This is a genomic window from Saccharothrix obliqua (genome assembly GCF_019375475.1).
GTDB lineage: Bacteria > Actinomycetota > Actinomycetes > Mycobacteriales > Pseudonocardiaceae > Actinosynnema > Actinosynnema obliqua.
This window is the reverse complement of record NZ_JAHXGQ010000004.1, coordinates 586996-600899: the sequence shown is the minus strand read 5'-3', so window position 1 is coordinate 600899 and position 13904 is coordinate 586996. Positions and strand designations below refer to the sequence as shown.

The window sequence follows — 13904 nt, the reverse complement described above, 5'->3', positions numbered from 1 at the left end:
CCGCAGCGGGGACCAACCCGGGGACTGCCGCCGAGGCGGCCGGCGCGGGAGACGTCGGCGAGGAGACCGACTCGCGGGCCGCCGCGGTGAGGGCCGGCACAGGGGCCGCCGACGGGACCGGCTCGGGGGCCGCCGGGGCGGAGACCGCCGGCGAAGGGACCGCCGCGCGGGATTCCGCCGAGGTGGCCGGTGCGGGGGTCGGCGTCGAGGGGAGCGGCCCGCGGGGTTCCGCCCAGGGGATCGGTTCCGGCGAACGGCCGATCGCGCGGGCCGCCGTGTTCGCCGCCGACGCCGAGGTGGGGCCGGACCTGGCGGCCGTCGACTGGGCGGCGACACCCCTCGGACCACCCGGGCAGTGGCCGCAGAGCCTCCGCACCGCGGTGAACATCCTGCTCTCGTCCCGGTTCCCGATGTGGATGGCGTGGGGGCCGCAGCTCACGTTCTTCTGCAACGCCGCCTACAAGCGGGACACCCTGGGGCGCAAGTACCCGTGGGCGCTGGGCCGACCGGCCGACGAGGTGTGGGCCGAGATCTGGGACGACATCGGGCCGCGCATCGACACCGTGCTGACCGTGGGGGAGTCCACCTGGGACGAGGCGTTGCTGCTGTTCCTGGAGCGGTCCGGCTACCCGGAGGAGACCTACCACACCTTCTCCTACAGCCGGCTGCGTGACGATTCCGGCGCGGTGGCCGGGATGTTGTGCGTGGTCAGCGAGGACACCGACCGCGTGATCGGCGAACGTCGGATGGCGACCCTGCGGGACCTCGGTTCCGACCCGAGCGCGGTGCGCACCGAGCAGGAGGTGCTGGACTTCGCCGCTCACCGGCTGGCCGCCAACCCGCGGGACCTGCCGTTCACCCTGACCTACCTGTTCGACGACGACGGCCGGGCGCGGCTGGCGGCGTCGACCGGGATGCCCGCCGGGCACCCGGCGGCCCCGCCGCTGCTCGCCGCGGCGGACCCGTTGGCCCTGGCCGCGGCCGACGCGCCGGCGTTCGCCGCGGCCGACGCGCCGGTGTTCGACTCGACCGACCCGCTGGTGCTCGCCGCGACCGACGCACCGGTGCTTGCCTCGACCGACGTGCCCCCGCACGCGCTGACCACCTCGCCGCTGCCAACCGCGGACGACGCGCCCGTGCCCGCCGCACCGGTCCGGCCAGGGCTCGCGCCGACCGACCCTCCCGCGCCAGCCGATCCGCCGATGCCGACCACACCGGACCGGACCGGGCTCGCCGCGACCGACCCTCCCTCGCCAGCCCCGACCGATGCGCCGGGGTCCGCCGCTGCCGATCCGGCCGTGCCCGCTCCGACCGGCTTGCCGGGGTCCGCGGCTGCCGATCCGGCTGCGCCAGTCCCGACCGATGCGCCGGGGTCCGCCGCTGCCGGCCCGGCCATACCCGCTCCGACCGACGCGCCAGGGTCTGCGGCTGCCGACCCTCCCGCGCCAGCCCCGACCGGTGCGCCGGGGTCCGCGGCTGCTGATCCGGCCGTGCCTGCGACCGGCTTGCCGGGGTCCGCCGCTGCCGACCCGCCCCTGCTCACCCCGACCGACCCCAACACCGCGCGGTGGCCCACCGCACCGGCCGCCCGTGGCGAGGCGGTGGCGGTGGACCTCGACCCCCGCGCGTTCCCCGCGCTCCCCAGCGGCGACTGGGCGCGACCGCCGGTGCGGGCGCTGGTCGTCCCGCTGCTGCGCCGGGGCGGCACGCCGTACGGGTTCCTGGTCGCCGGGCTGAACCGCCACCGGCCGCTCGACGCCGGGTACCGGGGTTTCCTCGAACTGGTCGCCGGGCACGTCGCCGGCGGCATCTCCGGCGCCCGCAGCTACCAGGCCCAGCAGCGCCGGGCCGAGGAGCTGGCCGAGCTGGACCGCGCCAAGACCACGTTCTTCTCCAACATCAGCCACGAGCTGCGCACCCCGCTCGCGTTGATCATGGGCCCGGTCGAGGAGCTGCGCGGGCGGCTGGCCGACACCGACACCGGCGCGCGCGAGGAGCTGGAGGTCATCCGCCGCAACGGGTTGCGGCTGGGCAAGCTGGTCAACACCCTGCTCGACTTCTCCCGCATCGAGGCGGGCCGGGTGCGGGTCCGCTTCGAACCGGTCGACCTGGCCGCGGCCACCGCCGAGCTGGCCGCCGTGTTCCGCTCCGCCGTGGAGAAGGCCGGCCTCGCCTTCCGGGTGGACTGCCCGCCGCTGCCGCGCCCGGTCCACGTCGACCCCGGCATGTGGGAGAAGGTGGTCCTCAACCTGCTGTCCAACGCGTTGAAGTTCACCTTCGACGGCTCGATCCACGTGGCCGTGCGCGCGGACGGCGACGACGCGGTGGTCACGGTGACCGACACCGGCGTGGGCGTGCCCGCCGCCGAGATGCCCAGGCTGTTCGAGCGGTTCCACCGCATCGAGAACACCCGGGCCCGCTCCAACGAGGGCAGCGGCATAGGGCTGGCCCTGGTCAAGGAGCTGGTCGGCCTGCACGGGGGCACGATCACCGCCGAGAGCGACCAGGGCACCCGCTTCACCGTCCGCGTGCCGTTCGGCACCGCGCACCTCCCGGCGGACGCCATCGCGCCGGTCACGCCGCCGACGGGCGCGACCGCCGCCGCCGACCCGTACGTGCAGGAGGCGTTGCGCTGGCTGCCCTCGACCCCGACGGCGCAACGCGTCACGCCTCCCGCGGAAACCGCGGAAAGCGTTGCCGCGGCACACGTGCTGATCGCGGACGACAACGCCGACATGCGCGAGTACCTGACCCGCCTGCTGCGTGGCGCGGGTTACCGGGTGACCGCAGTGGCCGACGGGCGGCAGGCGTTGGCGGCCGTGCGCGCGCAACCCTTCGACCTCCTCGTCAGCGACGTCATGATGCCCCACCTGGACGGGCTGGCCCTGCTGGCGGCGCTGCGGGCCGACCCTCGCACGGCGGCGGTGCCCGTGGTGCTGCTGTCGGCACGTGCCGGTCAGGAGGCGGCCATCGAGGGGCTGCACGCCGGCGCGGACGACTACCTCGTCAAACCCTTCGCCGCCGCCGAACTGCTGGCCCGCGTGCGGGCGACGACGGACATGGCCCGGCTGCGCAACCACCACGCCCGGTGGCGCACGGCGATCGTCGACTCCTTGCAGGAGGCGTTCTTCGTCTGCGACGCCGACGGCGCGGTCATCGAGATCAACACCGCGTTCACCGACATCCTCGGCTACGGGCCGGAGGGGTTGCCCTACCCGCCGGACCACCCGTGGTGGCCGGACGCGACCACCGACCCGGAAGCCCACCGGCAGGTCGCCGAAGCCTTCACCAACCTGATGGCGCGGCACCAGGGCAGCTACACCATCCCCGTCACCCGCCGCGACGGCCAACGGCTGTGGGTGACCGCCACGTTCAACCAGACCCGCGACCCCGACACCGGGCGTCGCGTGGTCGTCGGCACGTTCCGCGACGTCACCGCCGAGCACCACGCCATCCAGCGGGACAACGCGCTGGCGGCCCTGAGCACGTGCCTGTCGGAGGTGACCGGGCTGTCCGAGGCGCTGGCTGCGGCGCTGGGGCAGCTGCACCGGCTCTGGCGCGCCCGGCGGGTGGTCGCCGCGGTGTTCGGGCCGCCCGACGAACCGGCCGTCACCACCACCGACGCCGGGACCGACTGGTCGGACCTGCCCGAGGAGCGCCGGCGGGCGCTGACCGGACTGCACCGCGATTCGGCACGCACGCCGGTCGTCGACCACACCGGCGCGGGCATCCTGCTCGACCACCCGCACGGCCCCCTGGCGCTGTGGGTCGAGCTGGGCGAGCACCGGCCGTTCACCGACCAGGACCGGCTGCTGCTGACCCTGCTGACCGGCCACCTCGCCCAGGGGCTCGCCCGCATCCACCAGATCGACCAGCAGCGCCGGACCGCGATCGCCCTCCAGCGCGCGATCCTCGGCCCGTCCCGGCTGCCCGACGGTTTCGCCGCCCGCTACGAGCCCGCCACGCGGCCCCTTGAGGTCGGCGGCGACTGGTACGACGTCGTCACGCTGCCCGAGGGGCGGATCGGCATCGTCGTCGGCGACTGCGTGGGTCACGGGCTCCAGGCGGCCACCGTGATGGGGCAACTCCGCAGCGCCTGCCGGGCGCTGCTGCTCCAGGACGGCAGCCCGGCCCGTGCCCTGACCGCGCTCGACCAGTTCGCCGAGGGCGTGCCCAGGGCCATGTGCACCACCGTCTTCTGCGGCGTCCTCGACCCCGCGAGCGGACGGCTGACCTACTCCAGCGCCGGCCACCCGCCCGGCATCCTGGTCCACCCGGACGGTTCCACGGCGTTGCTGGACCAGGGCCGCTCGCTGCCGCTGGCCGTGCGCACCGGTCGACCCCGGCCCGAGGGCGAGCACGTCATCCCGCCACGCGCCACGCTGCTGCTCTACACCGACGGCCTGGTGGAGCGCCGCCGCCGGTCGCTCGACATCGGCATCGACCAGGCCGGCCGCGCCGTCCAGGGCGGCCGGGGCCGCGCCGTGGACGACCTCGCCACCGAGTTGATGACGATCCTGGCGCCCGACACGGGTTTCGAGGACGACGTCGCCCTCCTGCTCTACCGCCACCCCGCGCCGCTGGAGCTGACCTTCCCCGCGCGGGCGGACCAGCTCGCGCTGGTCCGCGCAGAGCTGCGTGGTTGGCTCCACCGCTGCGGCCTCGCCGGCGAGCCGGCGCAGAACGTGCTGGTGGCCGCCGGCGAGGCGTGCACCAACGCCATCGAGCACGGGTACCACGACACCCCGGGCCGGAACGTGCGACTGCGCGTGGAGGCGTTCGTGGACAGCCTCCGCGTCACGGTCACCGACAACGGCCGTTGGCGACCCCCTCGCCCCGAGGACCGCCCGTACCGGGGGCGCGGCATCGCGATCATGCGCGCCCTCATGCACCAGGTGACCATCACTCCCGGACCTTCCGGCACCACCGTCGACATGCACACGAGGATCGCCTGATGACTCCGCTCACCATCACGCCCGGTCGGCGCCCCGACGGGACCACCCTGCTGACCGTGGTCGGCGAGATCGACATGACCAACGCCGAAACCCTCGCGGCGGCACTGGCCGGGACCACCGGCCCCCTGGTCGTGGACCTCACCGCCGTGGAGTACCTGGACAGCGCCGGCCTGCACGTGCTGTTCACCCACGTCGACCGCATCCACCTGCTCGCGCCACGCGTGCTGGCCACCGTGCTGACCATCTCCGGCCTGGCCGACCTCACCACCGTCCAGGACGGTCACTGACCGACTGACGGCTACCGGGTCGGCACGCGCGGTGAGGGTTGAACATCGCTCGTTTTGGGGATTGTTAGGCCCGGTGGGCGTTGGGCGGTGCCCGACCGGGAGCCGTGGTCCGAACGGCTACTGTCACTTCGGAAGCGCTGCGTAGGAGGTACTGGTGGTTGGGGTGGGCGAGCGGCGGTTGGTCGTCGTGTTGCGGGAGCGTCGGGACGAGGTCCTGGAGCAGTGGGTGCGCGCCGCCGCGGCAACGCTGCGCGGGCGTGTCACGGCGGCCGAGCTGGAGCGGGAGTCCCGGGAGCTGTACACCGCCCTCCTCCCCGTGGTCGGGGACAACGGCCGCGACGTGAGCGGTGAGCGGTACGCGGAGATCAGATCGCTGCTCGCGGAGCTGTCCCGGACCCGGGCGCGGGCGGGCTACACGCCGTCGGAGACCGCGTCGAGCGTGTTCGCGCTCAAGCGGGTCGTGTTCGAACTCACCGAGCACGACGCCGACCCCGACCTGTTCCGCGAGCTGATGGACTTCTCGTCGCTGCTGGACGCGTTGGGCCTGTTCACCTTCGAGACGTTCGCCCGCGCCCGCGAGGAGATCATCGCGGAGCAGTCGGAGCAGCTGCTCGAACTCACCACACCCGTGGTGAAGCTGTGGGAGGGCGTGCTCGCCGTGCCGCTGGTCGGCACCCTCGACTCGGCACGCACCCAGGTGGTGATGGAGAAGCTGCTGGAGAGCCTGGTCGAGACCGGCGCGGAGCACGCCATCATCGACATCACGGGCGTGCTGGCGGTCGACACGCAGGTCGCGCAGCACCTGCTCAAGACCGCTTTCGCGGCGCGGCTGATGGGCGCGGAGTGCACCATCTCCGGCATCCGGCCGCAGATCGCGCAGACCATCGTCGCGCTGGGCATCGAGTTCGGCGACATCACCACCAAGGCGTCCCTGGCCGACGCGCTGCGGCACGCGTTGCGCAGCGAAGGCGTCGAGGTCGTCGCGGCCGACCGGGTGCGCTGATGGAACGCGTACCCATCCTGGAGATCGGCGGGGTGCTCCTGGTGTCGATCCAGATCGACCTCCAGGACCAGACGGTGCTGGCGCTCCAGGAGGACCTGGCCCAGCGGATCTCCGACACGGGCGCGCACGGCGTGGTGATCGACATCTCGGGCGTGGAGATCGTCGACTCCTTCATCGGCCGGATGTTCGCCACGATCGCCTCGCTGTCACGCCTGTTCGACGCGACCACGGTGGTCGTCGGGATGCGCCCGGCCGTGGCGATCACCCTGGTCGAACTCGGGCTCACGCTGGGCGACGTGCGCACGGCGCTGAACCTGGAGCGCGGCCTGAAGATCCTCGGCGAGCAGCGCCGGGGCCGGCGGTGACCGCCGCCGGCGGTGAGCCGGAGGAACTGCCCATCGCCGGCGACGACGACGTGGTGCGGGTCCGCCAGCTCGTGCGGACCTACGCGCAACGGGTGAAGCTGTCCCTGGTGAACCAGACCAAGCTGGTGACGGCGGCGAGCGAGCTGGCCCGCAACACCCTCGTCTACGGGGGCGGCGGGGTGGCCCGCATCGAGGTGGTCACGGACGGGGTGCGGCAGGGCGTGCGTGCCGTGTTCCACGACGACGGCCCCGGCATCCCGGACGTCACGCTCGCCCTCGCCGACGGCTGGAGCAGCGGCAGCGGCCTCGGGCTGGGGCTGAGCGGTTCGCGCCGGCTCGTCGACGAGTTCGACCTCGACACCGAGGTCGGCCGCGGCACGACGGTGACGGTCGTCAAGTGGCGGGGGTGACCGCGCGCCTCCCGGTCGCGGAGGACGTCGCCTGGGTGCGGGTGGAGGACGCGGCCCACGTCGGGCGCGCGCGGCGGATCGCCACGTCGCTGGCCGAGCGGTTGGCGTTCGCCGAGTCGCGGGTGGCCGAGATCGGGCTGGCCGTCACCGAGATCGGCACGAACCTGCACCGGCACGCCGGTGGCGGGCACGTGCTGGTGCGGGTGCTGCGCGCGGACGACCTGGCGGCGGTCGAGGTGGTCTCCGTCGACCGCGGTCCGGGCATACCCGACCTGGACCGCGCCATGCTCGACGGCGAGTCGACGGCGGGCACGCTCGGGATCGGCCTGGGCGTGGTGGCGCGCAGCGCCGACCACCTGGACGTCACCACGGACCGGGGCCGCGGCACCGTGCTGTCCGCCCGGTTCCAGCGGCGGGTGCGCGGGGTGCCCGACCTCGTCGTGGACCCGGGCGCCGCGGGTGTCACGCGCCCGCTCGCGGGCGAGGACGTGTGCGGTGACGCCTACGCCGTGCGCCGGGTCGACGGGAAGCTGTGGCTGATGATGTGCGACGGCTCCGGGCACGGCCCGCTGGCAGCGTCCGCGGCGCAGGCCGCCGTCCGCTCCTTCCGGGCCGAGGAGCCGACCGCGCCGGAGGCGGTCGTGGCGCGGCTGCACCGCGAGCTGCGCGGCACCAGGGGCGGCGCGGTGGCCGTGGCCGCGGTGGACCCGGACCGCGCCTCGGTCCGGTTCGCGGGGCTGGGCAACATCGCGGGCGCGGTGCTGGCCGGTGGCCGCAAGCGCGCCATGGTGTCGGTGCCGGGCATCGCCGGGTACCAGGCGCGGACGATCCAGGCGTTCGAGCACGAGCTGCCGCCCGGCGCGCTGGTCGTGCTGCACTCCGACGGCCTCACCGAGCGCTGGACGGCCGACGACGTCGTGACCGTGACCGACCCGCTGCTGCTGGCGGTCACGCTGGTCCGGGACGCGGGCGTGCGCAAGGACGACGCGAGCGCCCTCGTGGCGGCGACGTGAGCCCGGACGAGCTGCTGCGGTTCACCGTCGCCCGCGAAGCGGACGTGTTCCTGCTGCGCCAGTGCGGTCGCGAGGTCGCGGCGGTGGTCGGCCTGGACCCGCAGGACCAGATCCGGGTGGCGACCGCGCTCAGCGACGTCGGCCGGGAGCTGATCGCCGCGCGGCCGACCACGCGACTGGTGTTCCGCCTGCCCGCCGCGCCCGCGCCGGCGCTGGTGATCGCGATCGACGCGGTCGGCACGTCCGGTCCCGGCTGGGACACCGCGCGGCGGCTGCTGGAGGAGGTGGTGGTCCGGGACGACGGCGTGGAACTGGTGAAGTCGTTGCCGCGCACCCACACCCGCCCCACGCCGGAGCAGGTCGCCCGCCTGCGGGACATGCTCGCGCTGCCCGACGCGGACGTGCTGGAGCAGTTGCGCGCGCAGAACCGGGACCTGTTGGAGACCCTGGAGTCCCTGGAGGCCAAGCGCCGGGACCTGGTGCGCCTCAACGCGGAGCTGGAGGAGACCAACCAGGGCGTCCTGGCGCTGCACAAGGAGCTGTCCGACGAGCTGGAGCAGACCAACCGGGGTGTCGTCGCGTTCTACACCGAGCTGGAGGAGAAGTCGAACCAGCTCCGCGAGGCCGCCGAGGCGCGCACCCGGTTCTGGTCGAACATCAGCCACGAGCTGCGGTCGCCGGTGAACTCCGTGATCGGCCTGACCCGGCTGCTGACCGCGCCGGGCGGCGACCCGCTGACCGACGAGCAGCGCCGCCAGATCGACCTCGTCAACGACGCGGGCAGCACGCTGCTGGCGCTGGTGAACGAGCTGCTGGACACGGCCAAGGCGGAATCGGGCAGCCTGCGGCCGAAGTACGCGCCGGTGGACGTGGCGCTGGTGCTGGCCCAGTTGCAGGGCGCGTCCCGCCCGATGGCCCGCAGCCCCGAGGTCGAGCTGGTCTTCGACCAGCGGCCGACGCCGTTGCCGCTCGTCTCCGACGAGGTGCTGCTGCAACGCATCCTGCGCAACCTGCTGTCCAACGCGCTGAAGTTCACCGAGCGGGGCACCGTGCGGTTGAGCGCGCGGACCGACGACGACAGCGGGACCGTCAGCTTCACGGTCACCGACACCGGCATCGGCATCCCGCCGGAGGAGCAGTCACGCATCTTCGAGGAGTTCTACCAGGTGCCCGGACGGCTCCAGGTCGGTGTCGCCGGCACCGGGCTCGGCCTGCCCTACGCACGTCGGCTCGCCCGGCTGCTCGGCGGCGACATCGCGTTGCGCAGCACGCCCGGCGAGGGCACGGAGGTGACGTTGCGCCTGCCCCGCTCGGAGAACGACGTCGTGAACGCGGGCGTGGCGCTGGTCGTGGAGGCCGACGACGCCGTGCGGGCGCGGGTGGTGATCTCGCTGGACGGCGTGGCGGACACCGTGGTCCAGGTCAAGGACGGGCGCGAGGCGTTGGAGCGGGTCCGCGAGCGGCGGCCCGACGTCGTGGTGCTGGCGGCCGACGTGCCGCGGGTGAGCGGGCCGGAGATCCTGGCGTTCCTGCGGTCCGACGAAGCGCTGCGCGCGGTGCCCGTGGTCGTGGTGGCGGCCGGCGGTGACGCCGACCTGGAGCGCGTCGCCGCGGGGCTGTCGGCCGTGGTGCTCAACTCGACGGTGATCGCGCCGTCGACCCTGCGCCGGGCGCTGCGCGAAGCAGGCCGGGTGGCGCGATCGGAGGCGACCCGGTGACCACCGAGAGCGCGCACGTGCTGGTCGTGGACGACATCGAGGCGAGCCGCTACGTGCGGGCGAGCTGGCTGCGTCGCGGCGGGCACCGGGTGACCGAGGCGGTGACCGGCGGGGAGGCGCTGGACCTGTTGGCGGAACACGACTTCGACATCGTCGTGCTGGACGTCGACCTGCCCGACATGAGCGGGTTCGACGTCGCCGAGCGGGTCAAGGGCGATCCGCGCACGGCGGCGATCCCGGTCGTCCACGTGTCGGCCGCGTTCCGCGAGGCGGAGGACCGCATCACCGGGCTCAACCGGGGCGCGGACGCCTACCTGACCGAACCGGTGGACGCGGGCGAACTCATGGCCACGGTGGAGGCGGCGTTGCGGTACTACCGCGCCCGCGCGTTGGCCGAACGCCTCGCCGACCGGCTCGCGAAGCTCACCGCGGGCACCATGGCCATCAACGCCGCCACGCGTTTCGACACCCTGGTCGCCGAGGCCGCGCGGGCCGCCTCGACCGTGCTGTCCAGCCCCGCCGCGGCCATCGGCCCGACCGTCGACGGCGGCGGCCGGTGGTTCGCCCGCACGTCGGGTGACGGCGAGGTGGCGGTGGGGCGGGGCACCGAGTTCGAGGACCTGCCCACCGGGGTGTCGGTCGTGGCCGACCCGCCGTGGGACCCCGGCACACCCGCGGCGGTGGTGGTGGCCAGGAGCGCGCCGAAGCGCGCGGTGCTGCTGGCCGTGCCGCCCGCCGCGGTGGGCACCGACGAGGACCGCAACCTGCTGGTGCAGCTCGCGCAGGCCACCGTGCTGGCCGCCGAGGGGCTGCGGGCGTACACCGAGGAGCACAAGCTGGCCCTGGTGCTGCAACGCAGCCTGCTGCCCCGGGAACTGCCGAGCGTGCCCGCGTTGCCGATGACGGCCCGCTACGTCCCGGCGTCCGCGCACGCCGAGATCGGCGGAGACTTCTACGAGGTGACCCGCCTGGGCGACCGGCTGCTGATCGCGATCGGCGACGTGTGCGGCCACTCCATCGGCGCGGCGACCATCATGGGCGAGGTGCGGCACGCCCTGCGCGCGTACGCCGTGGAGGAGGAGGACCCGGCGACGATCCTGCGCAAGCTCGACGCCATGCTGTCCCGCTTCCACGCCATCAAGGGCCTGACGACGATGTGCCTGCTCCTGGTGGACCCGGCGGACGGGTCGGCGATCGTGGCGAACGCGGGCCACATCCCGCCGCTGGTCGCGCACCGCACCGGCTCGCACTACCTGGAGGTGCGCGGTCCGATCCTGGGCATCGGGCTGCCCCGCCCGCCGTCGACGCGCGTCCACCTGCCGCCGGGCGCGCTGGTGCTGCTCACGACCGACGGCCTGGTGGAGCGCTCGGGCGACGATTTGGACGACGGCATGTCCCTGCTGCTCGACGCGGTCCACCCGGACACCGACATGGACGTCCTCTGCGACACCCTCCTGGACCGCTTCGGCCACAACAAGAAGGACGACATCGCGTTGTTCGCCTTCCGCCTGGCCACCTGACCCCCGGCGCCGCCCGCGGTCAACGCCGGTGCGCGGCCAGGGTGAACGGGACCTCCGGTTCCGCGAAGTGGGCGGCCACCACGTGGTCGTCCACTTCGGACAGCGCGGCGGGCTGCCAGCGGGGCGTGCGGTCCTTGTCGATGATCTGCGCCCGGATGCCCTCCACGAGGTCGTGGCCACGCAGGCACGCCGCCGACACGCGGTATTCCTGCTCCAGCACGGACTCCAGGTCCGGCAGCGCGCGGGCGCGGCGCAGCGCGGCCAACGCCACCTTGAGCGCGGTCGGCGACTTGGTCCGGATCTCGGCGGCGGTGGCGTCCTGGCCGCACGCGGCCAGTCGGTCGAGGACCTCCTCCACCGAGTCCGCGGCGAAGCACTCGTCGATCCACGGCCGGAACCGCGTCGGTCCCGGTGTGCCGGCGTGCGCGGCCACCGCGTCGAGGTCGTCGGCCAACGCCGTCAGCAGCGCGGGCAGGCGGTCGGCCGGGACCAGGTGGTCGGCCAGCCCGCAGGCGATCGCCTCCGCGCCGGTGAGCGTGGTGCCGGTGAGCGCGGCGTAGGTGCCCAGTTCGCCGGGCGCGCGGGAGAGCAGGTAGGTGCCGCCGACGTCGGGCGCGAGCCCGATGCCGACCTCCGGCATGGCGAGCTTCGTGCGCTCGGTGACCACGCGCACCGAGCCGTGGGCCGACACCCCGACACCGCCGCCCATCACGACGCCGTCCATGAAGGCGATGTAGGGCTTGGGAAAACGCGCGATGCGGGCGTTCATGCGGTACTCGTCGGCCCAGAACGCGAGCGTGTCGGCGCCGCCGCCGGCGCGCACGTCGTCGTGGATGGAGCGGATGTCACCGCCCGCGCACAGGCCGCGCTCGCCCGCACCGTCCACGACCACGGCGCGGACACCGTCGTCGTCGGCCCACTCGACCAGGGCGGCGTCGATCGCACGCACCATCGCGTGAGTGAGGGCGTTGATCGCCCGCGGGCGGTCGAGGGTGATGCGGCCCAGGCCGCGCTCGACCCGGATCAGCACGTCGTCCACTGCGCCACCTCTGGTTCCCGCGTGTCGGTCCTTCCCCGGCGATCCTCTCAACCCGGCGCGCGGTGGCACGCGACCGGGTCCGCGGCGGCCACCGGTCCCCGCCCGGCGGACCAGTGCTCGGTGACGGTCTTCGCCCTGGTGCAGAAGCGGATCACGGCCAGGCCGTGCTGCTCGGGGTCGCCGCAGCCGCTGAACGCGTGGTACGTCGTCGGGGCCACCACGTTGACGCCGACCACGCCGGTGTCGACGCGGGAGGAGAAGTCGTGCGCGGCGTCCCGGTCGCGGGTGAAGATCGCCGCGCCGTCGCCGTGCTCGCCGGCCAGGCGCACGGCGTGCTCGTAGTCGTCCGCGCGCACGACGGTGAAAACCGGTCCGGACACGTCCTCGTGGTGGACGCGCATGTCCGCGGTGACGTGGTCGAGCAGCACGGGGCCGAGGTAGTAGCCGTTGGCGTAGCCCGGAACCACCACGTCACGCCGGTCCACGACCAGCTCCGCGCCTTCCGCCACACCGGTTTCGACGTGGTCGCGCGCGTGGCGCACCGCGTCGGCCGACACCAGCGGGCCGAGGTCGGTCGCACCGTCGTGCGCCGCGCCGACCGTCAGCTCCCGCAGCCGGTCGGCGAGTGCCGCCACCAGTGCGGTCGCGGTCGCCGCGCCGACCGGGACCGCCGTGCACCACCCGCCGGTCGGCCCGCGCCCCGCCTGGAGCAGCGCCGTCACCGCGGCGTCGAGGTCGGCGTCCGGCATCACCACGAGGTGGTGCTTCGCCCGGCCGGAGCACCGGGCGCGCTTGCCCGCCGCGGTGGCGATCCCGTGCACGCGGCGCGCGTCCGGGGCGGCGCCGACGAAGCCCACCGCCGCCACACCCGGGTCGACCGGCAGCGCGTCGGCGGCGACCGAATCGCCGTTGACGACGGTGAACACCCCCGGCGGCAGGCCGGCCTCGGTGAGCAGGGACGCGAGCAGCAGCGGCACGGTCGGGTCCCGCTCGGACGGTTTCAGCACGAACGCGTTGCCGCAGACGAGAGCCGGGGCCGCCTGCCACAGGGGAACCATCGCGGGCGAGTCGGCCGGCGTGATGCCCGCGACCACCCCGAGCGGTTGGCGCACCGAGTGGACGTCGACGTCCGCGCACTCCGCGAACTCGCCCCGCAGCAGGTGCGGCACGCCGGCCGCGAACTCCACGGCCTCCAGTCCGCGCTGGACGTCGCCCTCGGCGTCGGCGACGGTCCGGCCGTGCTCGGTGGCCAGCGCGGTGGCCAGGTAGCCGACCTCGTGACGCACCAGTTCCAGGAACCGCATGAGGACCCGCGCCCGGCGTCGCGGGTGCCACGCGGCCCAGTCGACCTGGGCGCGCTCGGCCGTCGCGACGGCGTGCCGCACCTCGTCGGCCGACGCCAGCGGCACCCGCGCCACGACCGCGCCCGAACTGGCGTCGTGGACGTCGGCGAACCGGCCGGACGCACCCCGCACCGGCTGTCCGCCGATGTAGTGGCACAACTCGCGTGTGCTGGACATGCGCGCTCCACGTGGACAGGGCGCCGGCGCTTCCGGGGCGCGGCGCGGGAGGGACCGGTTCCGGCCGAGGAGAG

Annotated in this window: 10 protein-coding genes; 8 read left to right on the top strand and 2 right to left on the bottom strand. The window is 74.4% G+C overall.

What is annotated here, in order from left to right; all coding sequences use genetic code 11:
- The first annotated feature begins 275 nt into the window (after positions 1-275).
- The 8 genes from KZQ38_RS16075 (at position 276) to KZQ38_RS16040 (ending at position 11271) form a co-directional block, all read left to right on the top strand.
- On the top strand, positions 276-4955 hold the full coding sequence (locus KZQ38_RS16075; RefSeq protein ID WP_308258440.1) for a SpoIIE family protein phosphatase: 4680 nt from the start codon (positions 276-278) through the stop codon (positions 4953-4955).
- Positions 4955-5242, top strand: a complete 288-nt coding sequence (locus KZQ38_RS16070) for an STAS domain-containing protein (protein ID WP_257901436.1) — start codon at positions 4955-4957, stop codon at positions 5240-5242. Before KZQ38_RS16075 ends, KZQ38_RS16070 begins: the two co-directional genes overlap by 1 nt.
- Before the next feature lie 154 nt (positions 5243-5396).
- Positions 5397-6245 (top strand): STAS domain-containing protein, encoded by an 849-nt coding sequence (locus tag KZQ38_RS16065; protein ID WP_219442807.1) that lies wholly within the window; start codon positions 5397-5399, stop codon positions 6243-6245.
- Positions 6245-6610, top strand: a complete 366-nt coding sequence (locus KZQ38_RS16060; RefSeq protein WP_219442805.1) for an STAS domain-containing protein — start codon at positions 6245-6247, stop codon at positions 6608-6610. The genes KZQ38_RS16065 and KZQ38_RS16060 overlap by 1 nt, the downstream gene beginning before the upstream one ends.
- Positions 6607-7020 carry an ATP-binding protein gene (locus KZQ38_RS16055; protein WP_219442804.1) on the top strand — a complete coding sequence of 138 codons (414 nt, stop codon included), beginning with the start codon at positions 6607-6609 and terminating at the stop codon, positions 7018-7020. Before KZQ38_RS16060 ends, KZQ38_RS16055 begins: the two co-directional genes overlap by 4 nt.
- The gene (locus KZQ38_RS37100; RefSeq protein ID WP_308258429.1) at positions 7017-8033 is read left to right on the top strand and encodes a SpoIIE family protein phosphatase; all 1017 of its coding nucleotides are present in this window, start codon (positions 7017-7019) and stop codon (positions 8031-8033) included. Before KZQ38_RS16055 ends, KZQ38_RS37100 begins: the two co-directional genes overlap by 4 nt.
- A complete protein-coding gene (locus tag KZQ38_RS16045; RefSeq protein ID WP_219442801.1) occupies positions 8030-9751 on the top strand; it encodes an ATP-binding response regulator in 1722 nt (573 codons plus the stop codon). The genes KZQ38_RS37100 and KZQ38_RS16045 overlap by 4 nt, the downstream gene beginning before the upstream one ends.
- Complete coding sequence (locus KZQ38_RS16040; protein WP_219442799.1) at positions 9748-11271, top strand: fused response regulator/phosphatase; 1524 nt, start codon at positions 9748-9750, stop codon at positions 11269-11271. The genes KZQ38_RS16045 and KZQ38_RS16040 overlap by 4 nt, the downstream gene beginning before the upstream one ends.
- A gap of 19 nt (positions 11272-11290) precedes the next feature.
- Here KZQ38_RS16040 and KZQ38_RS16035 read toward each other — a convergent pair whose 3' ends face one another.
- Both KZQ38_RS16035 and KZQ38_RS16030 read right to left on the bottom strand, forming a co-directional pair.
- Positions 11291-12310 (bottom strand): enoyl-CoA hydratase/isomerase family protein, encoded by a 1020-nt coding sequence (locus KZQ38_RS16035; protein WP_219442797.1) that lies wholly within the window; start codon positions 12308-12310, stop codon positions 11291-11293.
- Between the two features lie 47 nt (positions 12311-12357).
- Positions 12358-13830, bottom strand: a complete 1473-nt coding sequence (locus KZQ38_RS16030) for an aldehyde dehydrogenase family protein (RefSeq protein WP_219442795.1) — start codon at positions 13828-13830, stop codon at positions 12358-12360.
- Positions 13831-13904: the final 74 nt, after the last annotated feature.

What these genes read in the sequence shown, in the direction of transcription:
- KZQ38_RS16070 (WP_257901436.1), top strand. Translation starts at nt 4,955, where the DNA reads ATGACTCCGCTCACCATCACGCCCGGTCGGCGCCCCGACGGGACCACC.
- KZQ38_RS16060 (WP_219442805.1), top strand. Translation starts at nt 6,245, where the DNA reads ATGGAACGCGTACCCATCCTGGAGATCGGCGGGGTGCTCCTGGTGTCG.
- KZQ38_RS16030 (WP_219442795.1), bottom strand. Translation starts at nt 13,830, where the DNA reads ATGTCCAGCACACGCGAGTTGTGCCACTACATCGGCGGACAGCCGGTG.